Here is a 25927-nt window from a genome sequence, read left to right as displayed (position 1 = left end):
CTTCAGTTGGCCATGACGCCGCCATCGACGGGAATGTCGGCGCCAGTGATCCAGCCTGCTTCATCAGATGCGAGGAAGATCGCGCAAGCCGCGACATCCTCGGGGGTGCCCAGTCGCTTGATGAGCATGCGTGACAACAAGCGCTCGCGCGTCTCGCCGGGCTCCAGCGCGCCAGCGGCGGCGGTCGCGTCGCTTGCTATAATCGCTGGTGAGATGCTGTTCGCGCGCAGGTTGTACGGCCCGCCCTCGACCGCCATTTGTCGGGTGAGCGCGAGTACGGCGCCTTTTCCGGCGCAATGCGCGGCCATGCCAAAGAGCCGGCTCCCGCGAAAGGCATTCACCGAAGCGAAGTTGACGATCGATCCCGCCCCGCTTGCCGTGAGATGCGGCCAGGCGTGACGCGTAAGCAGATAGACCAAGTCCACTTCACCCTTCATTGTCGCGATCCAGTCGTGCTCTTCCAGCGTAGCGATGGAAGCGAGGCGGGGTGCGATGGCGGCGGCGTTGACAAGGATGTCGAGTTGGCCGTGCCGAGCATGGACGCGCTCAAGGAGGGTGCGGCACTGCGCGTCGATCGTCAGGTCGCAAGGATGCCAACTGTCGATGGAAAGTCCTTCCGCAGCCGCTGCTGCCAGACACTGCTCGGCTGCGGCCGGGTCGAGGTCACAGCCGAAAACCGACGCGCCCTCTCGTGCAAAGGCGAGCGCACACCCCCGCCCGATCCCCGATCCGACGCCGGTGACCAGCGCAACTTTTCCCGCAAGCCTCGGGGTTCGGATACTCCCGGTTTTGCCGGGTGCACCGTCATCTGGTCTTCCGGTATTGCGCGTCAAAGGCCGCGTTCCTTCAGCTTGGCGTCGAGCCGTGGGAACACGCGGCGGGCATTGCCCTCGAAGATTGCGTGACGTTGCGCCTCGCTGATCGGCAGTCCATCGACGTAGCGTTTGGTGTCGTCGAAATAGTGACCCGTGTTCCGATCGATGCCTCTGACCGCGCCCACCATCTCGCTGCCGAACAGGATATTCTTGGTTTCGATCACGTCCGCCAACAGATTTATACCCGGCTGGTGATAGACGCACGTATCGAAGAACACATTGTTCATCAGATGCCCCTCGAGCGCCGGCTTCTTGAGCATGTCCGCCAAACCGCGATAGCGACCCCAGTGATAGGGCACCGCACCGCCGCCATGCGGGATGATGAAGCGTAGCGTCGGGAAATCGGCAAACAGGTCGCCCTCGATCAACTGCATGAAGGCAAGCGTATCGGCGGCGATGTAATAGGCCCCCGTCGCGTGCATCGCGGGATTGCATGAACCGGAGACATGAATCATGGCCGGTACATCCAACGCAACCATCGCCTCGTAAAAGGGATACCAGAAGCGATCCGTGAGCGGAGGATGATCGAACCTGCCTCCCCCGGGATCGGGGTTGAGGTTGCAGCCGACGAAGCCGAGCTCCTCGACACATCGATGCAGTTCTGCCACCGATCCCGCCATGTCCGCTCCGGGCGATTGCGGCAGCATGCAGACGCCGACAAAGGTCTCCGGATACAGCGCGACGCAACGTGCGATCAGGTCGTTATTCGCGCGCGTCCACTGCGTAGCGACACTTTCGTCCCCAACGTGCGGTGCCATGGCCGACGCGCGGGGAGAGAAGATTGTCATGTCCGCACCGCGCTCGCGGATCAGGCGGATCTGGTTACCCTCCAACGTGTCGCGGATCTCGTCGTCGGAAATATACGGATAGGAGGGCGGAACCTCGCCGACTTGATAAGCGGCTTTCTGTGCTTCGCGCCAGTCGTTATGAGCGGCGGGCGCGGTGGTATAATGGCCGTGACAGTCGATGATCATTGTCGCGAGGCATCCTGTGACTGATGGTTCGTGATTGATCCCGAAGAAAGAAGGACGGCGAGTTTGGCGAGCAACCCTTCGGGCGGAGAAATGCGAAGCTGACCGATCGCCCGGTGCCGGTCCACCGTGCCTCGTGACATGAAGGAACCTGTGCCAAGGGCGTCGAGAGTCTTGACAACTTCCTCGACCTCCTCTGCACGGCGCAGTCCGTGAACCATCATCCGGTCCAGATTATAATCTGCGTTCTTCGACCAATCGACGCCGGGCCAGCTCGCGTTGATCGAGGCAGCTACCTCCGCGCGTACGCCGGCTGCCTCCGCGGCGAGAAAGCATTCAGCGCTCAGCGCCTCGATGCCCTTGACCATGACCGAACGGATCATCTTGATTGCCGAGGCGGATCCAACCTCGTCACCGAGATTGCGCACGTGACCGAAGCCGCACGACTCCAGCGCCTCGACGGCTGCTTGGGCGTGGGGACCGGCTACGAGGAGCGGTACGTCCAGACGCGCAGGCAACACAGGGGCCATCACAGCGACGTCGACATATCGTCCGCCAATTGCTTCGATGACCTTTGCCGCGTGGCGTTTCGTATCGGGCGCGACGGAGTTGAAGTCGCAAAAAATCGCCCCCGGTTCGAGAAAGGGAGCTGCCGCGCCTGCGGCGTGTAAAGCCTGGTCGGCGGTTACAACGCTGATGATCAGCAGCGCGCTCGAGCATGCGTCACCGACCGAGGCGCAAACCGCTACGCCTGCCCTTTCACCCGCCCGCTCGATCTCCAACCGACTGCTCGCATCCAGCACCTTGAGGTCGAACGTCTGCGCAACGCCGCGCCAGGTCGGCGCGCCAGCGAAGGCTTGCGCCGCTTCTCCAAACCCGATGAAAGCTACACTTGACACGCCCGTGACGCTAGCGACTGAGACCCGCATCGGACCAATCGAAAGCGTGGCACTCTTATTAGATTTTACGAAAGGCTCTCAGCCGAGGCAGCAGTAAGTTCGGCGATAAAGGCGCGCTGGAGCGCCGTGGGGAACCAGTCAGCGCGCGTCGTCAAGCCGATTACACGCGCGGTTGCCTCTGGCGCTAAGCCGATGGCGGTCAGCAGCCCGGCGTCCAGTTCCACCGAAACCTGATCCGGCGAAAGAAGCGTCAGGAAGTCGCTGTCGCGCAACAGCTGGCGGATCGTCATGACGGAACCGCACTCCACCGGGACGCGCGGGCGCGATATTCCTGCTGCATCGAACATCTGCTCCCAGTGCTCTCGCAGTGGCGTTCCACGGCCCGCGAGCGTCCACGGATATCGCGCCATTGTCGCAAGGTCAGGTTCGGTGCCCGCCAATGGGTGGCCCGCCCGGCCGATGATGATCGGCCGATCCTCGAACAACGGTATCTGGTGCAGATCGCGAGCGGGCGGCGGGAAGCGAAGCGCGCCGACGAGCAAATCGACATCGCCGTTGCGAAGTGGAGCCAGCAACTCTCCGTGGCTTCCTTCAACGATGGTCACGGACGAATCCGGAAAGCGCTCGCTGAAGCCGGCGAGGGTTCGAGGCAGTAAGCGCGCGCGCGACAATGGCATCGCACCGATCGCGATGTGTCCAGTCTCTCGGCCAGTTTCGGCGGCCATCTCATCCAGACCCGCCGCCAGTTCCGCGCGTGCAAGGCCGAAGCGGCGCGCTGCCCGCTCGCCCTCCGCCGTGGCTATGATCCTGCCGTGCCGGCGCTCAAACAATGGATGGCCCAGCGCGATGGAGAGATCGGCCACCGCACGGTGCAGCGAGGCCTCGCGGAGCCCGGTTGCTCGAGAGGCGCCTGCATAGCTGCCTGCCTTCGCGACCGCGAGGAACGCCCGCACCTGTGTAGCGGTCACCCGCTCGCTTTTGATCAAGCCCAGGGCACGTTCGATGCGCCCGGCGAATTTCAAGGCCGCGGGCGTGGCTGCCATGCCATCGCTGCGCCGGTCAAACAGCCGCTGCCCCAACGTCGCCTCCAGCTTCGCAATACCTTGGGTGATTGCTGGCTGTGTCAGGTGGATCTCGCGCGCAGCTGCCGAGATGCTGCCGCGACGGGCCACGGCGAGCACGGAGCGCAGGTGGCGAAGGTTGAGATGCTCTGCATTCATGGGTCAACGCTATTAGCAATTTCTTATACCGCGTGAAAGGATCTGACTTCTTCTCAGCCGGCCGTTCCGCCATGCCGCAGATCAAGACTAAGGAGTCGAGACGGCATGAGCGGACGAGTTGTACGCGACGTGAAAAGAGCCGAGCGAACCGTGGTGGACGGACTGGCAGCCTGCGGCGTCGCTACAGTGCATGAGGCGCAGGGGCGCACCGGCCTTCTGGATCAGTATATGCGTCCCATCTTTCCCGGCGCGCGGATCGCCGGTTCCGCGGTCACCATCTCCGCGCCGCCCGGTGACAATTGGATGTTGCACGTCGCTATCGAGCAGCTGCAAGAGGGTGACATCCTCGTGCTCGCACCGACCAGTCCGTGCGTGGATGGCTATTTCGGCGATCTGCTGGCGACCAGCGCGATGGCAAGAGGTTGTCGCGGACTCGTGATCAACGCAGGCGTGCGCGATGTGCGCGACTTGACGCAGATGGGTTTCCCCGTCTGGTCCAAAGCCGTCTTCGCCCAAGGCACGGTAAAGGCCACACTGGGGTCGGTGAACGTGCCGATTGTCTGCGCGGGTGCCGCGATCCTGCCGGGTGACGTGATCGTCGCGGACGATGACGGCGTGTGCGTGGTTCGGCAGGAAACTGCTGCAAAAGTGCTCGAAAAGGCGCTGGTCCGGGAGAAGAACGAGGAGTCGAAACGCAGCCGGCTGGCGGCAGGAGAACTCGGGCTCGACATCTACGATATGCGGGGGAAGCTCGAGGCGATGGGATTGCGCTATGAATGACGGCCTGCGGTGCATGTGGATGCGCGGCGGCACATCCAAGGGTGCGTTTTTCCTCGCTGAGGACCTGCCGGGCGACCCGGCCGAACGTGACGCCCTTCTGCTACGTTTCATGGGATCGCCAGACCCGCGACAGATCGACGGAATAGGGGGCGCCGACCCCCTTACGTCAAAAGTGGCGGTCGTGAGCAAATCTGCGCGCGACGAGGTCGACGTCGATTATCTGTTCCTTCAAGTATTTGTTGACCAGGCGATCGTCACGGCTAGCCAGAATTGCGGCAACCTGCTGGCGGGGGTCGGGCCGTTCGCTATCGAACGGGGCCTCGTGACCGGCCTGGATGAGAAGACCCCGGTGACGATTTTCATGGTCAACACCGGGCAGATCGCAGTTGCAACAGTGCAGACGCCTCACGGTGTTCCAACCTATGCCGGCGATGCGCGGATCGATGGAGTGCCGGGCACAGCCGCGGCGGTGCCGCTTGAATTCCGCGACACCAGCGGATCGTCCTGCGGGGCGCTGCTGCCGACCGGCAATGCGGTGGACATCATTGACGGTGTGGCGTGCACGCTGATCGACAATGGTATGCCGTGCGTGGTGTTGAAGGCCGAAAATGTGGGGGCGAAGGGCTATGAGGATCGCGAGACCCTGGATGGCTGGACAGATCTCAAAGCAAGGCTCGAAACCATCCGGCTGCAGGCCGGGCCTCTGATGAACCTCGGCGACGTGACGGAGCAGAGTGTTCCGAAAATGATGCTCGTTGCGCCGCCCGCCTGTGGAGGAGCCGTAACGGTGCGCAGCTTCATTCCGCATCGTGCGCACGCTACCATCGGCGTACTCGGCGCGGTGACGGTCGCCACCGCCTGTCTTGTCGCTGGATCGCCAGCGGCGGATGTGGCGCAGATTCCGGCAGGGCGCAGCAAGACGCTGTCGATCGAGCATCCGTCCGGGGAGATGAGTTGCGTTCTTGAAACTGATGACGAAGGCAGGGTGATCTCGGCGGCACTGCTGCGGACCGCGCGCAAGCTGATGGACGGAATGGTTTTCGCATGAGCGTCGATGCCGAGGGCCGCATCCGCAGCTGGACGCTTGAGCCAAGCCCTGCGCGCTATAAGCCGCCGGCGGGTGCCGTCGATGCACATTGCCATGTCTTCGGGCCACAGGCGCTGCACCCCTTCAGTTCAAGGGCCAAATACCTCCCCCAGGACGCTGGCCCAGATCTGCTGTTCGCATTGCGCGATCGGTACGGCTTCGCGCGCAATGTCATCGTGCAGGCGAGCTGTCACGGTACTGACAACGGCGCCGTACTGGACGCCATTGCCCGCTCGAACGGCACGGCGCGGGGCGTGGCCGTGGTCGATCCTGCGATCGACGATATCGCACTCGCCGCGCTTCACGATGGAGGCATCCGCGGCGTCCGCTTCAACTTCCTCAAGCGTCTGGTGGACGACTCGCCCAAGGACAAGTTCCTTGACGTCGCCGCTCGCCTTCCGCTGGGCTGGCACGTCGTTGTTTATTTCGAAGCGGCTATCCTGCCCGAGCTTCGACCATTTCTGGAGGCGCTGCCGGTGCCGGTGGTCATCGACCATATGGGTCGCCCGGATGTGTCGCAGGGCGCCTCCGGTGCGGATATGCGCGGTTTCCGCACATTGCTCGACAGTCGACCGGACATATACTTCAAGGCCACGTGCCCTGATCGTCTCGACCTTTGCGGGCCGCCATGGGATGATTTCGCGCATGCCGTCGCGCCGCTGGTCGCCGATTATCCCGACCGGGCCCTGTGGGGAACGGATTGGCCTCATCCCACAATGGAAGCAGCCATTCCGGACGACGGAGCGCTCGTAGATATGATACCGCGGATCGCGCCCACATTGGAATTGCAGCACAAAATTCTGATCGACAATCCAATGGCGCTGTATTGGGCCGACGAGCGCTCTCAACCAAGCTGCCTACCGGCTATTTGAGGAGTGAAGAGCTGAGAAGCTGACGGTCTGCTCGTGGGCATCGAATATTGGCGGCTGAGCGGTCGACAGCGTCGGGAGGTGACAATGCTGATCACAAGAACCGTCCGACGCATGTGTGCGGCGCCGCAGGGAAAATCCCTCAGTCTTCGAATGCGTATGTACAAGAAGGGACGGAAAGTGTGTCTGCGCTTCAGCTCGTCGATTTCAAGAGCCCACCCGTCTTGCGACGATGACGTTTCAAATCGGCCTTCAAACCGTTCGAGCCGAGGCAGCACGAAGCAAAAAACCTTATGACCCATCTCGGGTCGAGTAATCACCGGGCAATCACCAACCGGCGTTTCAATCTATTGATTATAGGCAATAAAAACCGTTAATCCGCTGACGTAGGCTCTATCGGCGGCGAAATTTCATATACGTAGCCTTCAGATACTCCCGCAGCTCTCCGTCTAGCGGCAGCCCTTCGCCTTCGGCGCCAGCGCGGTGCTGGCTGGAGATGATGCTGCCGCCGCCTGGTGCGACGCGCCGAGCGCCGCGCATGCATACGTGCAGCCGAAGTTTTCCCTTTTCGTTGGTGCACCATTCGAGAAAGCGGGCTTCCTCGTCTGCGTTGAGGTCGTCGAAGGTGCAGCGCACGATGAAGTCGCATCCACGAACGCCGTCCGCGCCGACATGGAAGTCGTTTTCGTCAGGGCGAATATAATCGTCGCCGCGCGTCCAGAGGACATAGCGCGCGGCGTCGATGATCGCGCTCTTGCCGGCGTCGTTCGTCCCACGAGGATGTTGAGACCGGGTGAGAGCTTCAACTGCAACGGGGCATTTGGATCAAAGCACCGGAAGCCGCTCGCGTAGATCTCGGAAATGTACACTGCTTCCCCCCAAGCCCCGTTTTCTTATTCTGCCGCGCTGTTGGCCCGCGCGGCCATGTCTGCACAGCGCTCCATGAGCGTCTCGAAAGGCTCGGCTTCCTCAAGGAGGAGCCCATCGTCGACCATCTGGGCGTAATCTTCTGCGAGGGCTTTGGCGCCGTCACCGGCTGGGACGAGCTGCAAGCCGCCGTTCACGGCTGCCGCGTAGTCAATCTGAGAGCGATCCGCGGCCTTCTCGGCGAAGAACATCGTCTTGTGACGGGCCACGGCGTGGGCCAGGTCGCGATCAGCGAAGGCAGCGGTGGCAAAGCCGGCTTCGTCGAGACGCACAACGTCATGCCAGTGCCGCGCGAAACGATCACCACGGAGTCGTTCCTGGAGGCAGAAGACGTGGATCGCCGTCGCCTTCTCCCAGAAGGTCCGCTCGGCATGCATGACCCTTGGCCGAGCGGTTGGAAAAGCGACGCCATCCACCAGCCCGGCAGCATCGCAGGCGACATCCCGCAGGCTGGCTGGCTCGCCCGTCGAACGCGCGCCGAATTCGAGCATGACGGTCGGCGACACATAGCCCGAGCCCGTCGTCGTCGCCTCGTAGTCGATGAAGAGCTTCTCCCCTTCGACTCGGACCGCCGCTGACAGGGGACCGCCCGCCAAGGCCTCGGCGACGACCGGCTGAACAGCCTCTGCCACCCATTGCGGCAGGCGCTTGCGTACCTCGCTCGTCCAGCGTTTTTCTTCGCTTCGCGTCTTCGGCAGCGCCTCGCCGTTGTCTCCGACGAGGTCGGGGGCGAGTGCACGAATGTCGTATGTCAGGTCGACGTCCTCGGAAAACCGCCGGATGACGCCGTAGGCCTTCGACAGCGAAGTGCCGCCCTTGAAGACCAAGTGTTCGCCCAGCGGCGAGCCGTAAAGCGTCGAGAGCGCCCACACCACCCACGCATCCTTCTCCAGAAGGTGCGCCGATCGGCCCGAGCGGTCGGCGGCCACGCTCAAGGCTTCCCGGCGATCCTCGGCCGGAAGGAGGAGGAAGGCGTCAGCCATGCGCGACCTTCCCCACGCTGCGCGCGAGCCAGGTCGGAAGCTGAGGCGCGGCCGCCACCAACTCACTGAAGGCGGCGGGTGGAAGCTTGCGCTTCAGGGTCTGGAGGGCCGACTCGGCCCTTTCCGGGCCGAGCCAGGCCAATGCTCGCACCGCCAGTCCCGCTGGCCGATGCGCCATGGCGAGCTGCCAGCGCGGAGCGTGGCGAAGCTCTACGATCTGCTTGCCGAGGCTCATCTTCCGGGTCCGTCCCGACGTCAGATAGACAGATCGGACCGGCACCTGCGTCGTAAGGCCGAGGCTGTTGGCAGCGGCCGCACCGCTTGAGACGATGACCTCGCCGCGCTGGGCGGCCAGCGCCTCGACCGCCTGTTCTACAGACGGCGCCCGGGTGCCGAACCGGCTCGTGACCGGCAGCAGATACACGCCGCGTCCGGCTCGAATCAGTTGCCCCCGCTCAGCAAGGCGCGACAAGGCCTGATCCACCGCGGCACGATTGCCAAGGTGGAGCAAGCTCTTAGCCGCGACGGGCGTGCCTTCCGGCAGCCGCTGCGCGTGCTCAAGGATCTGTTCGGTCAAGCGCACCATCGCGATTCTCCTGTCAGAAATATACGCAGTTTTCTGACAGTTTTCAACCGGGCGCTGGTGATGCTGGCTAGAGGAGAGGCGCACCCTTATCGAGCAGGCCGTCGAGAAAGTCCTCGCGCGAGGAGATAGGCCCGGCCTGGGTGGTGAGGATCAGCGCTTCCACAACCTGCCGAGCCAGCGACCGGGCCATGACCCGTTCCTTGGTCGAAATGGCCGTCATCGCGCGGCCGTGCAGGAACGCGCTGCGCAGGTCGAACAGCCACTCGTATTGATCGGCATACCTTCGACCGCCCAGCAGACCGGCGACACGGCCTCGCATCTTATCGGTGGCGCGCAATCTCTTGTGCCGGTCGGGTGCCACCCGGAAGCTCTTCTGATAGTCGGCGCGCAGGCCCAGCGCCGCTTCAATCGTCGTGATATGGGCCAGGAATTCGTCGACGCCTTCGGCCAGGAACGCGCGGACCAGAAAGTGCGTGATCGGCGTTTCGAACAGAACCGATTGCTTCGCCTGCTCGACGATCGCCCAGCGGCTCTGGTCCCAGATCGGCAATTCGGTTGCGACGTCGTCTTCGAGGCGCAGCTCGACCGGTCGTTCCTCCTCATAGGTCCCGCCGTAGCCGTCGTCGTAGATCCGATCCTCCCAACTCAGCGTATCGGGCGACGGGGGCGTGTTGGGGCGAACGAAGATGTCGCTGTCGACGGTGTAGACCCACGGGACCCGGAAGCCGCGCCAGTCGACCTCCGCCATGGTCGACCAGCTTTCCCACGGCGCCAGCAGCAGGAAGAACAGCGCCTCTTCGACCGCGACCGGAAACCGTCCCTTATGGGGTTCGATCTGTCCCAGGTCCCGGCTGAGGTCCATGAACAGTACCGGGACAGCGCGTGCCTCGGGTTCGTGCTCGAGCGCTACCGTCTCCTCGACAACCAGCCAGTGGAACTCAGAAAAACGCGCGGCGTCGAAGTCCTGCCGCGGATAGAGCCGCTTCAGCCTGGCCTCATCGACCAGGGTCCGCAGTTCGTCCGCGGTCGGCCGGCCCAACCTCGCCGAGCCGAACGCAATCGACGGCAGGTCAGCAGCGAGGTCGAGCGGCACGAGGTGGATGCGCTTGGCATGGGTCGCCCTCAGCGCCGCATCGAGGTCCTTTGCCGCCTCCTCTACCGGCAAGGAAAGATGGAGCGTCTCCTTCTGCAGGCCACAGGGAAGACCAAGGGCCCGCAAAGCGGTCGAGAGCGCGAAAGCCGGTCCCTTCTTGCCAGCGTTCGGATAGCCGTCGCGACAGGCTTCGCGCAGTCGCTCGAAGGCTGGATACGCGAGAATGTTATCAGGCCCCGGGGGACGCAGCCGCCACAGGTCCGATATCGCGGAGATCATCGCGTCGCTGGGACCGGTCGCCTCACTCATCAGGCGATCCGAAGCCGTCGCAGGAGCTTGGCCAGCACCGCTTCATACTCCTCAGGCTTCGAGAAGTCGGCGTAGAGCTTGCCCTTCAGGAACTCCGGTAGCTCGCATTCCTCATAAAGCAGCGGCAACACCACGACTTCGCCGCTCGCGATCTCGCGGTTCATCGCCACATCGAGCTCCTTCTTCACCCAAGGCGCCCCATCGACCTCTTGGAAAGGACGACGGCGATGTAGCGGCTCAGCTTCATGCCCTCCTCGATCTTGGCGATCAGCGAATCCCCGATGTCAATTTCAGCCTCGTCCAGCCACACGCGCTCCACGCCATGCGCGAGCAGATCCTTGCGCAGTTGACGCACAAAAGGGTTGTCGACGCCGGTGTGGCTCAGGAAGATGCCGTGGTACTTCTCATGCGCAGGGTCGGTCTTCTCCAGCGCCAGGCTGTCGCGAACGAGCTGGTTCTCGGCGTCTTGCGATGTCGGCGGCGTCAGCAGCCAGCCCGTTGTGGTCCCGAGCGTGACTTGACCGCCCAGGCTATAGCCCTCGACCGCCTCCGCAGCTGCAGGACCACGCTCGGTATCCCGAGCGGCCAGAAACACATGATGTCCCGCGCCAACAAGGCGCCGAACCGTTTCGAGACCGATCCCCCTGTTCGCGCCTGTGACCAAACTCACCGGCGCTCCGTTGAGCGGCGTTGCCTTGCCGGCCATGCAATACTCCCTCAATGCCGGCCAGTTCACCGTTAGCGACGCCTCGCTCGCTTCGGCCATCCAGGCTTCAGCGTCCGCGCCGGCCGCGACGCGGAATGGCGACGCCGGATCGCTGGCGAGCCGCCAGATCGCTTCCGACACTTCGGACGTTTTCCGCATGCTCGCCACGAGGCGCTCGATTATCCGCGCACCAATCTAGTCAAGGCGATCGAGACCAGCTATGTTTAAACGTCTCGATTTCTTTAGCTTTAGTCCTGCAATGACCACAGATCCTCTCGCCGAGGTCGTCACACTGCTCCAACCCGCGGCCCGCTTCTCCAAGCTGGTGGAATGCGCCGGCTCCTGGAAAATCCACCGCGCCTTGACAGGAAACCCTTTCTATTACGCCGTGCTGGACGGGGCTTGCCAGGTAGCGGTCGATGGCCAACCGCCTGCGATATTGCAGGCAGGAGATTTCATGCTGGTCCCCGCCCCGCACGACCTCATCCTTGCAAGCGTGGACGCGCCGCCGGAGGAAGCCACCAGAGAACGGGTCGAGATCGCCGAGGGCTGTTTTCGCGTCGGCCGCGGAGACGGGCCGGCGGACCTTCGGATGCGGATCGGGCATTGCTGCTTCGGTTCGCCGGATGCGGAGCTGCTCGTGCCCCTGCTGCCGCAGGTTGCTCTCGTACGCGGAGAACCGCGGCTTGCGACACTGATGCAGTTGGTCGGTGACGAGACCCGCGCGCATCGGCCCGCCCGCGAGCTCGTTCTCGAAAGGCTGCTGGAGGTGCTGTTAATTGAAGCGTTTCGATGCGGAGGTGAGACAGCATCGGCACCAAGCCTGGGCCGGGCGCTTGCCGACGATCGGCTCGCATCTGCGCTACGCGCCGTTCACGCGCGCCCCGAACATCCGTGGACAGTCCATGAACTCGCTTCCGAAGCGGCTTTATCGCGTTCGGCATTCTTCGCGCGCTTCAATCGGGCCGTAGGCATGCCGCCTATGGAGTATCTCGTGGCCTGGCGCATGGCTCTGGCCAAGCGCCTCCTGCGCGACCAGGGCTTCACATTGGACCAGGTCGCAGAGCGCGTAGGATACAGTTCCGCCAGCACCTTCAGCGTCGCTTTCGCGCGATATGCGGGTGTGCCGCCGGCTCGCTATGGTCGGACAAACGTGTAGCCGACGCTACCGCCGATCGGCGAACCTGTGCGTTCATATCATGTCATCGGTGGTGCTGCTGCACTCGCCGGCGTCGTCTGCGCCGAGATTTTCCGTCGGCCGCTGCGCGGTGCACCTCCCGCGATGCCAGACATTGTCGAATGAATGGGGCGGAGACCCTGCGATCGAACGATGTTGCCGCTCAGGTAGAAGCGTCGCTTGGCTGTTCCCGAAGACTGGATAGACCCTGCCGACAGTATCCATTCGCCCAACGGCTGACAGTTGCCGTACGAACGCCATGCTCGGCCGGCGCGGATCGGGGCATCGCGCATCTTTCTCAGCGTCTGAACGGCCGCTCAGCCTCCCGACCCGTATGGGAACGAAGATCCGCATTGGCGCAACCAAGTACCCTCCCCTTCCGTATAGCGCTGCTATAGACACAAAGCTATAGCAGCGCTATACAACGGCATGGACACGCGTGAAATCCTGATAGCGGCCGCCCTGAAAGTGCTCGAAGAAGAGGGCGAAGCGAGATTCTCGACCCGCGCCGTGCTCGCGATCGCGGACGTATCGGCCCCGACGCTCTACCACCACTTCGGCAATGCCGACGGCATGTTGAGCGCGGCGCTTGAAGAAGCTTTCTCGCAGTTCCTCAAAGCCAAGCAGTCCGCGGAGCGGGCTGCCGATCCCATCCTCGCCCTGATCGAGGGCTGGAACGACTATGTACGCTTCGCAGCGGCGCGGCCGCGTCTCTACGCCGCGATGCTGAGCCGAGTGCTTCAGGGCGGGCGCATCCCGGCAGCGGAGCAGGCGTTCGATCTGTTGCGTGAGCAGTTGCGGGCGATCGACCGGCAGGGACGTCTTGCAATGGATGTCGAGACGGCGGCGGACCGGATGTGGGCATCCGCGAATGCCGCATCGCTGCTTCATGTCACGGCCCGCCTTCGCAAAGCGCCCGCGCCCGGCGAGGCCGTCCTGACGGACCTGCGCGAGAGCGCGCTCAAGACCATCCTGTCTCCTACCGAGAAGGGAGCTAGACCGTGAGGATTCTTGTTACAGGAGGCACTGGCTTCCTCGGCAGCCGTCTCATTCCGACGCTAGTGTCACGCAGCCACGAAGTCGTGGCGATTACCCGCTCAGGTGCGGACGCGGAGCATCTTGCCGCGAAGGGCGCGCACCCGATCATCGGCGACTTGGCGAATAGCGGGTCGATACGTCTGCCCGAGATCGATGCCGTCGTGCATGCAGCGGCCTACTTCCGCTTCGCAGGCCCGAGAGCGCCCTACTTCAAAATCAACGTCGAAGGGACCAATACACTCTTGCGCGCGGCAGAACAGGGAGGCGTGAAAACCTTCGTCCATATCAGCGCGGCAGGCGTGATTATGGATGATGGCGGCACGCGCATCCGCAACGCCGATGAGCGCGCGCGTACCTATCCTGAAAGTTTTTCGGGCTATGTGGCTAGCAAGGCTCAGTCCGAAGCCCTTGTTCTCGCCGCCAACAAGCCCGGCTTTCGGACCATCGCGTTGCGGCCGCCTGCCTTGTGGGGTCCGGGTGACACGTTCAGCAAGCAGCTTCCTCAGGCCATCGCCTCCGGCCGTTTCGCGTTCTTTCATCGCGGCGACTATCCTTTCGCCACGTGCCATGTCGATAACCTGATCGAAGCAATTCAATGCGCTCTCGGGCACGGGGAAGGCGGACGCCCCTACTTCATTCAAGATAAGGAAACGAACACCTTCCGGGATTTCATTGGACTCATCGCCACCGCCCTGGGCGTATCCATTGACCGCGTGCGATCGATACCGTTTCGGCTGGCCTTCCTGATTGGCTGGATCATGGAGGTGGTCGCAACGCTGACCGGCAACAAGGCGGATCCTCCGCTGTCGCGGTCATTGGTACGGATGATCGGCCGCGAGTTCACGATCGACGACCAAGCGGCCAGGCGCGATCTCGGCTATGTCGGAAAAACGAGTCGGAGCGCCGGCAGACAGATGTACATCGAGGCTGCGGCAGCAGCGGGGATGGCCGATTCGCAAGTCGCCTCGTAGGTACGGAAAAGGTCCGTGTTTCAGGCTCACGAAGCCGATGCGTCTCGCTCGCCCTGCCCTGCAACAAGTTTGGCCGAGCTCGCGGGGTAACCCCTTCGCTACTGCCGATCGGCGACCGTCGCGCCGAATGCCCGCGCGTCATGACGAATCCGTGGTCTCGAACAGCGCGCCCCCTGTTTGGTGTCGTTCGAAGCTTCGCTTGGCTGTTTTCCGAAGACTGAATAGAGACCCCGCCTATGTGCCGCCTACGGTATCCATTTGCCCGATAGCAATGTAGACCCGCTTCCGCTCAGAGCGGTTTCAATGCGTCAACCTCCGTGAGGCTGCGTGGGCCAGCGGATCGAAGTGGTCCCAGCAGTGATCCAGGGCGCAGAGGGCCGGGCAACACCTGCGCCCGGATGTTGACCCAAGCTGGAGACGAGCTCCGCCCGGTGACGCTGAAGGAGGCGTTGATGACGCACAGCAAATTTCTAACCCCAGATGAAGTGGCGGAACGCTATCAAGGCGGCCTTTCGGTTGGGACACTCCGCAACTGGCGAGCGATGCGAATCGGCCCTTCGTTTGTGAAAGTCGGGAAAGCCGTGCTTTATCCTGTCGAGGAGCTCGACGCGTGGGACGAGAAGAATAAGGTGCAATGCCGTGCATCAAAGCGACTCACCGAGCAGCACGGTGACCACGCATGATGATCACAGCTGGGCATCAGGAGCAGATCCCAATTACCGGCACCTTCTGAAAGGAGTCGCCCATTTTCAGGCGGTGCATCAATGGGTTACGAGAATCGCAAGCCTGGTCCATAACCAGACCACCTTCTTCGAGAAACGGCACCGCCCCCGTCTCGATGCGGAAATCCGTGGGTTTCGGCATTCCCACCGGTCGGCGGGCGAGGATAAAGCGGCGATTTTCTGTCATGGCTGTTGTCATCCGTCGTGGATTGGCGCCGGCACGGCATCCGGCCGTCAAAGGCATCCTCATTGGATGGCGGTCGGCTAGGTTGCCGCGAAGCCGCCATCGATGTTCAGTTCCGAACAGGTCACATAACTTGCGGCTTCGGAGCACAGGTAGATCACGCCGCCAGCCAGTTCCTCGGCGCGGCCCATCCGACCGATAGGATGCGTGGACTTCACCCATTGAAGAACGGCATCCCGCGATGGCGACATGCCAAGTTCGATCAGACGGTCAGCGACGTGGTCCGTCATCGCTGTCTCGATGGCGCCGGGATGCACGCTGTTAACGCGAATATCATAGCCATAGGCGGCGAACTCCGCCCCCATGCATTTGGACAGCATCGCAACCGCCGCCTTGGAGGCGCAGTAGGCGGCATTAAGGGGCGAGGCGCGCTGCCCATAGACTGAGGAGAAGTTGACGATCGAGGCTCCCCCGGGACGCGCCTTTCCGCCCGCCTTGAGCAGCGGCAGCATCGCCTGGCATCCGATCACCATGGACTCGACATTGACCTGCTGAATCTGCCGCCACTCGTCCAGCGAGGTATCTTCAAACTTCTTGACGATGGACACGCCCGCATTGTTCACCAGAACATCGAGGCGCCCATGGGCTTGTTCGATGAAGGTTGCGATACGATCCCAGGCAGCCGGATCCGTGACGTCATGGTCGAGATGATGATCGGCCACGACTTCCTTGCCGACCCCGCCGAGACCGGTGGCGACGACTATCGCCCCGGCCGCTTTCATCGCCTTGCAGAGCTCGCGGCCGATCCCGCCGGAAGCGCCCGTCACGAGGGCGACGACGTTGGTCAGAACATGTGTCATTGCGCGGTCCAGCCTCCGTCGACGACCAGTTCCGAACCGGTCATGTAGCTGCTGTCGTCGCTAGCCAGGAAAAAGGCCGCGCCGGCGATTTCGGAAGGATCGGCAAGACGCCCCATCGGTGTCGCCGCCGAGACGTTTCCGATTAGCGCGTCTACACTTTCGCCCATGCCCTGATCGACCCAGCGCTGAAATCCCGTATCGAGGAAGGGTGTCCTGACATAGCCCGGATGGATGGAATTGACGCGGATGGGAAGTTTTCGCGCGGCCATCTCGACGGCAACGCATTTGGTGAACGTGCGGATCGCTCCCTTCGACGCGCAATAGGCGCTGGTCTCGCTATAGCCAACCATGCCCGCGATGGAGCTGACGTTGATTATGCTGGCGCCTCGCGGCGCATCGGCCTGAGGCCGCGCCATTAGCGGAATGAAATATTTGGTTCCCAGGAATGTACCGTCGACGTTGACCGCCATCTGCCTGCGCCATTCGTCCAGCGTAAGCGCCTCGACTTTGCCGGCTACGCCCATGCCGGCATTGTTGACGAGGATGTCAAGCCGGCCATGCTTCGACTCCACGAAATCGCGGGCGCCGCTCCAGTCCTTTTCGACCGATACGTCCGCCCGTACATAGCTGGCCGCGCCATCGAGGCGAGACAAGACCGCCTCGACGACGGGGCTCCCCTCGGCATCCAGATCTGAGAGGACGACCGCCGCCCCTTCGAGAACAAAGCGCTCCACGACGGCAAGGCCGATTCCGCGCACCCCCCCGGAGACAAACGCGACCCTGTTTTCCAGCCGCCTCGAACCCAACTCGCTCATCCCAGAAACTCCGTCGACGGTAATGGGTGCTGTCAGCTGGCGAGCACCGCCGGCCGTTCGCCGGGAGGGAACGACCTGCGGTCATACCCTCCCGTTCATCGTCATTCGGGCCGGTATTTTTCGGCGGCCTTACATCCTATACTTCAAAGTCGCGCCGAAGGTCGCGGGCATGCCCGTGAACCGGGTGGTGAAATCCGCAATCCGGCTGGTGCCCGTGCTGTAATATTTGTTGGTGACGTTCCGTCCCCATATTTCCAGCCGCCATTGCTCGTCCGGCGAGCTGATCCCGGCCCGCAGGTCGATCAGCACATATCCCGGCACCTCGAGCAGCCGCTCAAGCGGTGCCACCGCCGGATCTTCGCTGAGAAGCGAAGACACTGTGCCCGTGCGTGCCGTGATCGTGGTCCCGACAAAGGCTTCCAGCGCCCCGCTGACAGGGAAGCGGTATTGGGCGTCGGCAGTGCCCTGCCATTTGGGCGTCAGCGGGAACGAATGGCCGACAAAGCTCGTGGGATTGCCGTAAGGGCCCGTTGGATTTACGGGGTCCCTGTCCACACGCGTCAGGATATGCGTCCCGTTCAGCGTGAGGCTGAGGCCCGAGAAAGGAGCAAAAGCCAGCGAAAGTTCCGCGCCCTTTACATGGGTTTTGGGGATCGACACCAGCGCCGGCAGAGGTCCGAATGCGCCCACGAAGGTGCCCAGCAACTGCTTGTCGCGATAGTCATAATAAAATACAGCACCGGATAGTTGGATCTTGCGTTCCAAGGCCAGCTTCGTCCCGAGTTCGTAAGCCAGCACGGATTCCTGGCCGATCGGCTCGAACTGCTGAACCAGCAGCGCGCCGCTGAGCGACGGGAAGCTGCCCGACTTATATCCCTTCGTTATGTTGGCATAAACCAGCGTGTCGCGATTGGGCTTCCAGTTGAGGCTGGTGCGGAAGGAAACATTGTCCTGATTGAGCTGATTCCTGACGATCGGCTGGACGTTGGCCATATTATCCAGAACCACGCACCCGCCCGGTGCGACCGTCTGCGGATTTCCCAGGAGGCCGGTGAGGAAGGAAACGCTCGCGGCGAGAGTGCCGTCGCCCGAATCCCTGCTGCATCCGGCATAGTCCCGATCTTCCTTCGTGTACCGCGCCGAACCCTGCAAGGTAAACTGTTCATTAATATGATAGTCCAGACTTCCGAATACGCCCCAAGATTTCACATTCTGGTCATTATCGATTGCGAAGCTGGAGAATGGAAATCCGAACAGTGCCGCCCCCGATGTGGTAAGGGGATCGACGATAACGGTCTCCTTGACCCTATCATGTTTGTAGTTGCCGCCGATCATCCAGGCCACCGCATCGCCGATCTTGCCGTTGAAGCGAAGTTCCTGGGAAAAGGTTTCGATATCTCCGGGTCCGATCGAATAGGCCGCGGGATAGATGGTCGCGTCGATGTCGATCGGCACGCGTTGATGATAGCGGGCATAGGATGTCAGCGACGCTAGATGAAGGTTGTCGTTGATATCGGCTTCGAGGTCGCCGGAAAACTGATACAGCCAGTTGTCCAGCCGAAAATCGTTGTTGGGCCCCCAGGACCCTGCGCGGGGATTACGCGGGGCGGTCGGGAAGGTGTCGATCGGGAACGGCACGGGGTTGGCTCCCGGGCCGGTCAGAAGCGGTGTATATTGCACCAGCTGCGGCTGCTGGGCATCCGACCTGTCGCGCCATCCCGAGGCCGTGAGGAGCAAGCTTACCGCAGCCATAGGCTCCCACTTCAGGGAAAGGCGACCATTCACGAAATCCGTGTTGCCGTTGGTGCTGCCATTGGCATAGTTTGTCTGCCAGCCGTCGCGATACTCCTTTCGGGCCGCAGCGCGGATGGACAGGGTTTCGCCGATTGGCGCGCTCAAGAACGCCTCAGCGTCCACCTCGTTGAAACGACCGTAAGTAAGATCGAAGCCCGCTTTCACTTCGCGCGTCGGCTTTGCCGCGATGTAGTTGATCGCACCGCCGGTAGAGTTCTGTCCGAAGATCGTGCCCTGCGGCCCCTTCAGCACCTCGACGCGCTCCAAATCGAGTATGGCGCCACGGGCCATCGGCGAATAAGTGAGAGGCTGCTGATCGATATAGATCGAAACGGCCGGGCTGACGCCCAAAGTCGTGTCGTTGAAACCGATGCCACGAATGAAGAAGACCGGATTGCCGAATGCCGTTTTCTCGGCGGTAAAGCCGGGAACCAGCTTCTGCAGCTGGTCAGTATTGGTGATGCCGGCTGACTGTAGCTGGGCGCCTGACGCCGCGTTGATCGACAGTGGCGCGTCCTGCAGGCGCTCAGACCTCTTCTGCGCGGTGACGATGATGTCTTGGGTTTCGCTTTGCGAGGGCTGGTCCGCCGCTATGGTCGTAGCCGCATTGTTGCCTTGCGCGGAAGCTGTCCCCGCCAGCGCTAACAAGGATACGAACGAACTGAATTGGATGATGTGCTTCATTTTACCCCTCCATCTTAGTGGCCGCGATGTGCTCGCGCTCTGGCTTATTCCGTTCCGCGCAAAGCGCCGAGGTCGCGTCGCAGAATGACGGTCAGTTTCCTGACAGGTCACGGCAGGCCGCGAAATGATACCGGTACGCGTCGCGCAGTCGGGCTTTCGAGAGCTTGCCCGTCGCCGTGTGAGGCAGACTGTCCACAAAAATGATATCGTCCGGCAACCACCAGCGGGCGAGCCGATCGGCCATGTATGCCATGAGATCCTCCGACTTGAGCACCTGCCCCGCCGCCGCGCGAACCAGCAGCAAGGGCCGTTCCTGCCATTTCGGATGCGGCACGCCGATCACGGCGGCTTCCGCAACGCCCGCATGACTGACCGCAACATTTTCGAGATCGACGGAACTGATCCACTCGCCTCCCGACTTGATGACGTCCTTCGAACGATCGGTGATCCTCATGAACCCATCAGCGGAAATCCGCGCGACATCGCCCGTCGGAAACCAGCCCTCTCCATCTACGGCAGGTTCGTCACCGCCGAAGTAACGGTTGGCGATCCAAGCGCCTCGAACCTGGAGATCGCCCGTGCTCACGCCGTCCCGAGGAAGTTCATCGCCCCGGTCGTCAACGATACGCAGTTCCGCTCCGAACAAGCTGCGGCCTTGGCTGGCGCGGAACTCATACAGATCATCCTCGGACATGCCAGCATGGTGCTGGAGCGGTTTGCAGACCGTCACGAGCGGGCTGGTTTCCGTCATGCCCCAAGCGTGGATCAGTTCCACACCCAAAATCTTGTCGAACTTCCGGATGAGATCGACCGAAGCCGCCGATCCACCTACGAGAACACGTTGCAACGGTAGCGCCTTCAGTTCTCCCGCGCTGACGTCCGAAGCGAGATATTCGAACAAGCCCATCCATAGCGTAGGGACGCCGAGAGTGAACGTGACCTTCTCGTCACGTAGCAAGGTATAAATTGATTTCCCGTCCAACCTCGGTCCGGGCAGGACGAGTTTCGCGCCACTCATCGCGGCAGCGAAGGGAACACCCCAGGCGTTGACGTGAAATAGCGGCACCGCCAGCAACACCGTGTCCAGCGCGGAGAGCGCCATGCCATCGGCAATGAGGGCTCCGAATGCGTGCAGGACGGTGGAACGGTGGCTGTAGAGGACTCCCTTGGGATTTCCGGTAGTCCCGGACGTATAGCAGAGCGTGCACGCGCTCTCCTCGTTCAGCCGCGGCCAATTATATTGATCGGTCTCGCGGGAAAGAAGCGCCTCATAATCCAGGCAGGTCACCTCCGCATCGTGCGGGGGATGGGCGTTCAGAACAATGACGGCTTCTATCCGGGGTAGCTTCGTGGCGATATCGATCGCCAGGGGTAGGAGGTCGCGATCGACGAAGAGGAATCGGCTGCCGCCATGATCGATGACATAGTTGATCTGCTCTTGAAACAGGCGGGGATTGACAGTGTGCAGGACACGACCCGATCCGGGAACGCCAAAGTAAAGTTCGAGGTGGTCGGAAGTGTTCCAAGCAAGCGAAGCCACACGGTCGCCCTCCTCAACCCCGAGCCTATCGAGCAAGTTTGCCACCTTACGCGCCCGCGCCGCAACACCCGCCCAATCGGAGCGCCGGACAACCCCATCACAGTCACGCGACACCACCTCGGTCGCCCCGTGATTGCGAGCGGCATGCTCGATCAGGGTCGACAGCAGGAGCGGATAGTCTTGCATCAGCCCGTTCATCGGCTTCTCGCCTGCACGGGGGCGCAAGGAGCGCGATGGCCTTGGATGGACGGTTGCCCGTCTGTCCCGAAGAACGAACTTATTTCAATCACGCAATCCGCTCCGAAATTTATTCATGCTGGCGTTTTCACTTCGGGTGTCTTCTCAGCCCAGCCAGTGTTCTCGCCGCTCATCCAGGAACGTCGTACACCCAGGGTCGGCGAAGATGATCCAGCCGCTGATATTCCTCGATTTTATCGTCTCTCAGCAGTGTCACACCGATCTGATCTAGGCCGCCTAGAAGTCGCTGCCGATCGATGTCGGAAAGGGTGAAGCCAGTCACTCTCCCGTCCGGTGAGACGACTCGCATATCTTCAAGGTCGATGGACATTTCGGCGCCCTGCTCGGTTAATGCCTTCGAGAGCGCGGCTACCTCTTCCTCTGGAAGAACCAGGGGGAGCAGCCCATTGTTATAACAATTCCGCATGAAGATAGCACCGAAACTCGGGGCGATGATCGCGCGGATACCGAAATCCCTTATCGCCCAGACCGCATGCTCGCGCGAGCTTCCGCAGCCGAAATTATGCCCTGCGACAAGGAACAGCGCCTCGTCGAAGGGCGGTCGGTTGAGAACGAAGTCGGGGTTGTTGGAGCCGTCCGCCTTATACCGCCAGTTGGCAAACAGCCCGTCACCAAAGCCCTGCGTGCCAACCTTCATCATCATATGACCGGGTATGATCTGGTCCGTGTCGACATTATCGAGCATCATGACTGCACCGATCCCCGTTTCTCGTGTGAACTTCTTCATCCCGCGGCCTCCAGTTCGCGGACGTCTGCAATGCGCCCCAGGACCGCCGAGGCCGCAACCGTCTGCGGGCTCGCCAAATGGGCTTTTACGCTCGTTCCCATCCGGTCTTCGAAATTACGGTTCGTGGACGCGATTACTCGCCCGCCGAAGGCAAAGCTTTCGCCGCCGGCCGAGCCGCTCGCGCAGAGAGAACAGCCAGATTCACGCCATTCGAAACCGGCCGCGACGAAGATCAGGTCTATGCCCTCAGCCTCGGCTGCCCGCTTTACGCTCGTCGACCCGGGGGTGCAGATCGCCTTTACGCCTGAAGCGACTTTTCTGCCCTTCAGGATCGCGGCCGCCGCGCGAAGATCGTCGAGACGGCTGTTCGTGCACGATCCTATAAAGGCGCCATCGATGGGCAGGCCTAACACCGGCATATTGGGCGTGACCCCGCTATACTCGATCGCGCGAGCATAGGATGCGCGGCCGACACTTGTAGTTCGGCGCGCGTGGACCGGGACCGGGTCCCTTAATCCGCCAACCTGCTCGGGCGTGATACCCCATGTGACCTGCGGATCAAGGGTCGAGCAATCGAGAGTCAGTTCCAGGTCATAAACCGCGTTTGGGTCGCTAGGCAGCATACGCCAATAGCTGACTGCCGCGTCCCAAGCCCCACCTTTTGGTGAGAACTCCCCAGCCTTCAAATAAGCAAACGTGGTTTCGTCCGGCGCGATCAGCCCCGTTCTTCCCCCAAACTCCACGGCCATGTTGCACAGCGTGAAACGCCCGGACATCTGCATGTCGTCGACAACAGAGCCCGCAAACTCGACCGCGTAGCCAGAACCACCGTCCACACCGTACCGACCTATCAGCGCGAGGATCACGTCCTTCGCAGTCACACCGTCGCGGAGCGCCCCCTCAAGATTGACGCGCATCGTCTTGGGCCTGCTTGCGATCACCACCTGAGTGGCGAGAGCGTGCTCGCTATCGCTTGATCCAACACCCCAAGCGAATGCGCCAACGGCTCCCACGGTGCAGGTATGGCTATCGCCGCAAATAAAAGTCATCCCAGGGAGCACGACGCCAAGTTCCGGAGCGATCACATGAACGATTCCCTGCCGCGGGTCGTCCAAGTCGAAGAAGCGAATTTCGTGTGCAACAACCCGGGCCGTCATCTCCCGTAGGAAGTCGTTGCCGCCAGGTATGCGCGTCGCCATGCCTCGGCCAGGCGTGGTTTCAAGCACGTGATCAAGAGTTGCAAAGGTTAGCTCACGGTTGCGCACCTTGCGCGCCGCCTTGTCGAGATTCATCAGCGCCGCAGATCCGCTCAACTCATGTAGGAAATGCCTATCTATATGGATTAGACACAACCCGTTCCCGAGTTCATCTACCACGTGATCGTCCCAGATCTTTTCAAAAAGAGTTCTAGGCATAGAATGCTGCACCCGCTCCTCTCCTTTTGTCTTCCGCTGCCACGTAATTATGACCAGGTTGCGAAGCGACCTTCGAGGGAGATAAAGCCTGACAGCGGCGGCGTCCAATAGCGTTCTCTAGCCGGATGATAATGCATAGGTATCGATCTGCCGGTACAGACACCCGCCGATAGCGGTCCACCTGAGGCCGCGCGCATTATAAATCTAGCCGGCGAGTTCGGGCGCTGTGGCTTGACACTTGTTCGCCAGCAACGCGACCCTGGCGATGACTGCCTTCGTTTATGGACAGACACCGTGCATAGAGCTCCACTCTGGGAAAGCTGCGCCACCATCCGATCGATAGTGTCGCGCTATCGATTTTGAGGATAACATTATTGGACAAGCGGCTGGCCATCGTTAGTCGTGGCCCGTCACCGGCGAAGCTGAAGTGGGCGGCGATTCCAAGAGGCGAGATGAGAAACCAACAACTTGCTGGGCTGTCACGCGTGCGGTGAAGTAGCGAATATTGGACGTCCCATGGAGTTGGAGAAACGATGAGAAGAAGGATCGTGAGCCTTTCATCCTTGCTTTCCCAGCAGGATCCGCTCGTCGTACCAATCGGCTATGATGCAATATCGACCCGCCTGATAGAACGCGCAGGCTTCCCCATCGCGGGTCTAGGTGGCTTCGGCATTGTTGGATTTAGGTATGGTCTGCCTGATCTCGACCTTGTTGGGTTTGGCGAGATGAGCGCAGCCGTGCGAGATATTGCACAGGCGACAAGCATCCCACTCATCGTGGATGCGGACACCGGCTATGGCGACGTCAAAAATGTTTATCGTACCGTCCGGACGTATGAGGACATGGGGATCAGCGCCATCATTCTGGAGGACCAGGTCAGCCCCAAGAGTTGCGGTCATATGGGTGTGCTGAAGCGCCTGGTGTCGGCCGATGAGCATGCGTTGAAGTTGCGAGCTGCGGTGGATGCGCGAACCGACGGGAGCTTTTCGATCATCGCCCGGACCGATGCGCGCGGTATAGAGGGTCTTGAGGCCGCGATTGATCGTGGAAAACGATATGCAGATCAGGGTATCGCCGGCCTCTTCATCGAAGCGCCACGATCAATTCAGGAGTTGGAAGCCATAGGAAAAAGTTTCGATATACCTCTTATAATCAACGCGGCGGAGAGCGGTGGCACACCGATCCTCACACCGAATGAATATAAAGAGCTGGGCTTTTCGATCGTGTTCTACACGTCCAGCCTTTTTCTCCGCGTCATCGAAGTAATTCAGTACAGCCTGGAGTTCATAAAGCGTGGCGAATTTCCCGAGGGCAGGCTCTTGCCCAGCTTCAAAGACCTCACAGACATAATGGGATTGCCGGCGTGGGCGGAAATCGGGGAACGATACTCCTAAAGGCAAGCGCCGCCCGGGTTGAGTGCGGCCTCCATGACCGCCCCCAATATCCTGTAGCGCACGATCGAAGAGGCCTCTTCAACCTGCTGCCACGCGGCAGCAGTCTCACAAGTTCCGCCAGCGCTTCGAATGCGAAACGTTCAGAGCATATATAGGAAGGGTGTTGGAATGCGGACGCGGATTACCGACCTGTTAGGCATAGAGTTCCCCATCGTACAGGGCGGGATGCACTTCGTGGGCTTGGCTGAACTAGCTGCAGCAGTTTCCAATGCGGGTGGGCTAGGCATGATCACGGGTCTGACCCAACGCACTCCGGAGCTATTGTCTCGCGAGATATTCCGATGCAGAGAGATGACGGATAGACCGATCGGAGTAAACCTGACATTCTTGCCGACCTTTTCTAGTCCACCATATTTAGAATATATTCGCGCGATAGCTGAAAGCGGTGTCACGATTGTTGAAACCGCAGGCCGGAGTCCAGAAGAATATATACCGGCGTTCAAAAGCGCAAAGATCACCGTTATTCATAAGTGCACCTCGGTCCGACACGCGCGCAAGGCAGAAGCCATCGGCTGTGACGCGGTGAGTGTCGATGGCTTTGAATGCGGTGGCCACCCCGGGGAAGATGATGTTCCCAATCTCATCCTTCTGCCTCGCGCTGCCGATCAACTGAAGGTTCCCTTTCTCGCCTCCGGCGGTATGGCCGATGCTCGCAGCCTCGTAGCGGCGCTCGCGCTGGGAGCTGACGGCATCAACATGGGCACCCGTTTCATCGCCACTCAGGAAGCGCCGGTACATCCCAACGTGAAGCGGGCGCTTCTTAACGCGACTGAAATGGACACGCGGCTGATTATGCGCTCGCTTAAAAATACCGAACGAGTCCTCAACAACGCGAGTGTCTCGCGCCTCCGGGACATTGAGACGGAAAAGATTCCATGATGAGAGTTGGATAGCGGCCTGAGGAAGATCAGAGTCGGTTTGCTACCAACCACTCTGAAAGGATTTGCCATGTCAGCAGACCTGGTCTCGCAACCTGCCGCCAT

Annotated in this window: 25 protein-coding genes and 1 pseudogene; 9 read left to right on the top strand and 17 right to left on the bottom strand. The window is 61.4% G+C overall.

The features are described from left to right. Nucleotides 1-2: 2 nt before the first annotated feature. From GQY20_RS30995 to GQY20_RS30980, 4 genes are all read right to left on the bottom strand, one after another. Nucleotides 3-833, bottom strand: coding sequence for an SDR family NAD(P)-dependent oxidoreductase (locus GQY20_RS30995; RefSeq protein ID WP_232476353.1), 831 nt, complete (start codon nucleotides 831-833; stop codon nucleotides 3-5). Continuing rightward, a complete protein-coding gene (locus tag GQY20_RS30990) occupies nucleotides 830-1849 on the bottom strand; it encodes an amidohydrolase family protein (RefSeq protein WP_157221049.1) in 1020 nt (339 codons plus the stop codon). Before GQY20_RS30990 ends, GQY20_RS30995 begins: the two co-directional genes overlap by 4 nt. Further along, nucleotides 1846-2745: an NAD(P)-dependent oxidoreductase gene (locus GQY20_RS30985; protein WP_232476352.1), complete on the bottom strand. Its 900-nt coding sequence runs from the start codon at nucleotides 2743-2745 to the stop codon at nucleotides 1846-1848. The genes GQY20_RS30990 and GQY20_RS30985 overlap by 4 nt, the downstream gene beginning before the upstream one ends. Before the next feature lie 65 nt (nucleotides 2746-2810). Beyond that, nucleotides 2811-3965: a LysR substrate-binding domain-containing protein gene (locus tag GQY20_RS30980; protein WP_157221047.1), complete on the bottom strand. Its 1155-nt coding sequence runs from the start codon at nucleotides 3963-3965 to the stop codon at nucleotides 2811-2813. A gap of 105 nt (nucleotides 3966-4070) precedes the next feature. Here GQY20_RS30980 and GQY20_RS30975 point away from each other — a divergent pair, with 105 nt between their 5' ends. Genes GQY20_RS30975 through GQY20_RS30965 form a run of 3 tightly spaced genes read left to right on the top strand, consistent with a single transcriptional unit; the run spans nucleotide 4071 to nucleotide 6704 of the window. After that, complete coding sequence (locus GQY20_RS30975) at nucleotides 4071-4745, top strand: 4-carboxy-4-hydroxy-2-oxoadipate aldolase/oxaloacetate decarboxylase (RefSeq protein WP_157221046.1); 675 nt, start codon at nucleotides 4071-4073, stop codon at nucleotides 4743-4745. Then, nucleotides 4738-5793 (top strand): 4-oxalomesaconate tautomerase, encoded by a 1056-nt coding sequence (locus tag GQY20_RS30970; protein ID WP_157221045.1) that lies wholly within the window; start codon nucleotides 4738-4740, stop codon nucleotides 5791-5793. The genes GQY20_RS30975 and GQY20_RS30970 overlap by 8 nt, the downstream gene beginning before the upstream one ends. After that, entirely contained in the window at nucleotides 5790-6704 is a 915-nt protein-coding gene (locus GQY20_RS30965) for an amidohydrolase family protein (protein WP_157221044.1), read from the top strand. The genes GQY20_RS30970 and GQY20_RS30965 overlap by 4 nt, the downstream gene beginning before the upstream one ends. A gap of 390 nt (nucleotides 6705-7094) precedes the next feature. Here the strand turns inward: GQY20_RS30965 and GQY20_RS30960 are convergent, their stop codons facing one another. The 6 genes from GQY20_RS30960 to GQY20_RS32355 form a co-directional block, all read right to left on the bottom strand. Continuing rightward, nucleotides 7095-7337, bottom strand: coding sequence for a hypothetical protein (locus GQY20_RS30960; RefSeq protein WP_157221043.1), 243 nt, complete (start codon nucleotides 7335-7337; stop codon nucleotides 7095-7097). 257 nt (nucleotides 7338-7594) lie between these two features. Further along, a complete protein-coding gene (locus tag GQY20_RS30955; protein ID WP_157221042.1) occupies nucleotides 7595-8611 on the bottom strand; it encodes a nucleotidyl transferase AbiEii/AbiGii toxin family protein in 1017 nt (338 codons plus the stop codon). Continuing rightward, nucleotides 8604-9197 (bottom strand): DUF6088 family protein, encoded by a 594-nt coding sequence (locus GQY20_RS30950; RefSeq protein ID WP_157221041.1) that lies wholly within the window; start codon nucleotides 9195-9197, stop codon nucleotides 8604-8606. Before GQY20_RS30950 ends, GQY20_RS30955 begins: the two co-directional genes overlap by 8 nt. A gap of 67 nt (nucleotides 9198-9264) precedes the next feature. Further along, a complete protein-coding gene (locus GQY20_RS30945; protein WP_157221040.1) occupies nucleotides 9265-10599 on the bottom strand; it encodes a hypothetical protein in 1335 nt (444 codons plus the stop codon). After that, nucleotides 10599-10787, bottom strand: coding sequence for a hypothetical protein (locus GQY20_RS32360; RefSeq protein WP_198351321.1), 189 nt, complete (start codon nucleotides 10785-10787; stop codon nucleotides 10599-10601). The genes GQY20_RS30945 and GQY20_RS32360 overlap by 1 nt, the downstream gene beginning before the upstream one ends. After that, nucleotides 10784-11446 (bottom strand): SDR family NAD(P)-dependent oxidoreductase, encoded by a 663-nt coding sequence (locus GQY20_RS32355; protein WP_198351320.1) that lies wholly within the window; start codon nucleotides 11444-11446, stop codon nucleotides 10784-10786. Before GQY20_RS32355 ends, GQY20_RS32360 begins: the two co-directional genes overlap by 4 nt. A gap of 79 nt (nucleotides 11447-11525) precedes the next feature. Between GQY20_RS32355 and GQY20_RS30930 the strand changes: the two genes are divergently transcribed. The 4 genes from GQY20_RS30930 (at nucleotide 11526) to GQY20_RS30915 (ending at nucleotide 15174) form a co-directional block, all read left to right on the top strand. After that, nucleotides 11526-12464 (top strand): AraC family transcriptional regulator, encoded by a 939-nt coding sequence (locus GQY20_RS30930; RefSeq protein WP_232476351.1) that lies wholly within the window; start codon nucleotides 11526-11528, stop codon nucleotides 12462-12464. Nucleotides 12465-12911: 447 nt separating this feature from the next. Then, complete coding sequence (locus GQY20_RS30925; RefSeq protein ID WP_157221039.1) at nucleotides 12912-13487, top strand: TetR/AcrR family transcriptional regulator; 576 nt, start codon at nucleotides 12912-12914, stop codon at nucleotides 13485-13487. Beyond that, on the top strand, nucleotides 13484-14491 hold the full coding sequence (locus GQY20_RS30920) for an NAD-dependent epimerase/dehydratase family protein (protein ID WP_157221038.1): 1008 nt from the start codon (nucleotides 13484-13486) through the stop codon (nucleotides 14489-14491). Before GQY20_RS30925 ends, GQY20_RS30920 begins: the two co-directional genes overlap by 4 nt. Before the next feature lie 431 nt (nucleotides 14492-14922). Next, the gene (locus GQY20_RS30915; protein ID WP_232476350.1) at nucleotides 14923-15174 is read left to right on the top strand and encodes a helix-turn-helix transcriptional regulator; all 252 of its coding nucleotides are present in this window, start codon (nucleotides 14923-14925) and stop codon (nucleotides 15172-15174) included. A 16-nt stretch (nucleotides 15175-15190) separates the two neighbouring features. Here GQY20_RS30915 and GQY20_RS30910 read toward each other — a convergent pair whose 3' ends face one another. The 7 genes from GQY20_RS30910 to GQY20_RS30880 form a co-directional block, all read right to left on the bottom strand. Further along, on the bottom strand, nucleotides 15191-15400 hold the full coding sequence (locus GQY20_RS30910) for an MDR/zinc-dependent alcohol dehydrogenase-like family protein (RefSeq protein WP_157221036.1): 210 nt from the start codon (nucleotides 15398-15400) through the stop codon (nucleotides 15191-15193). A gap of 77 nt (nucleotides 15401-15477) precedes the next feature. Then, a complete protein-coding gene (locus GQY20_RS30905; RefSeq protein ID WP_157221035.1) occupies nucleotides 15478-16257 on the bottom strand; it encodes an SDR family NAD(P)-dependent oxidoreductase in 780 nt (259 codons plus the stop codon). After that, nucleotides 16254-17072 carry an SDR family NAD(P)-dependent oxidoreductase gene (locus tag GQY20_RS30900; RefSeq protein WP_157221034.1) on the bottom strand — a complete coding sequence of 273 codons (819 nt, stop codon included), beginning with the start codon at nucleotides 17070-17072 and terminating at the stop codon, nucleotides 16254-16256. The genes GQY20_RS30905 and GQY20_RS30900 overlap by 4 nt, the downstream gene beginning before the upstream one ends. A gap of 129 nt (nucleotides 17073-17201) precedes the next feature. Then, complete coding sequence (locus tag GQY20_RS30895) at nucleotides 17202-19550, bottom strand: TonB-dependent receptor (protein WP_157221033.1); 2349 nt, start codon at nucleotides 19548-19550, stop codon at nucleotides 17202-17204. Between the two features lie 91 nt (nucleotides 19551-19641). Then, nucleotides 19642-21288, bottom strand: coding sequence for a long-chain fatty acid--CoA ligase (locus GQY20_RS30890; protein WP_157221032.1), 1647 nt, complete (start codon nucleotides 21286-21288; stop codon nucleotides 19642-19644). A gap of 169 nt (nucleotides 21289-21457) precedes the next feature. Then, nucleotides 21458-22075 (bottom strand): 3-isopropylmalate dehydratase small subunit, encoded by a 618-nt coding sequence (leuD, locus tag GQY20_RS30885; protein ID WP_157221031.1) that lies wholly within the window; start codon nucleotides 22073-22075, stop codon nucleotides 21458-21460. Then, entirely contained in the window at nucleotides 22072-23490 is a 1419-nt protein-coding gene (locus GQY20_RS30880; protein WP_157221030.1) for a 3-isopropylmalate dehydratase large subunit, read from the bottom strand. Before GQY20_RS30880 ends, leuD begins: the two co-directional genes overlap by 4 nt. Nucleotides 23491-24023: 533 nt before the next feature. On the opposite strand from GQY20_RS30880, the gene GQY20_RS30875 reads away from it, so the two are divergent. Both GQY20_RS30875 and GQY20_RS30870 read left to right on the top strand, forming a co-directional pair. Then, on the top strand, nucleotides 24024-24884 hold the full coding sequence (locus tag GQY20_RS30875; protein WP_157221029.1) for an isocitrate lyase/PEP mutase family protein: 861 nt from the start codon (nucleotides 24024-24026) through the stop codon (nucleotides 24882-24884). A 168-nt stretch (nucleotides 24885-25052) separates the two neighbouring features. Next, nucleotides 25053-25814, top strand: a pseudogene (locus GQY20_RS30870) (NAD(P)H-dependent flavin oxidoreductase); the annotation flags it as partial. Between the last annotated feature and the right edge of the window lie 113 nt (nucleotides 25815-25927).

Origin of the sequence: Flavisphingomonas formosensis, assembly GCF_009755815.1 — a bacterium.
In the GTDB taxonomy this organism is placed as follows: domain Bacteria; phylum Pseudomonadota; class Alphaproteobacteria; order Sphingomonadales; family Sphingomonadaceae; genus Flavisphingomonas; species Flavisphingomonas formosensis.
The sequence above is the reverse complement of the archived record's forward strand: the minus strand, read 5'-3'. Positions and strand labels throughout refer to the sequence as shown.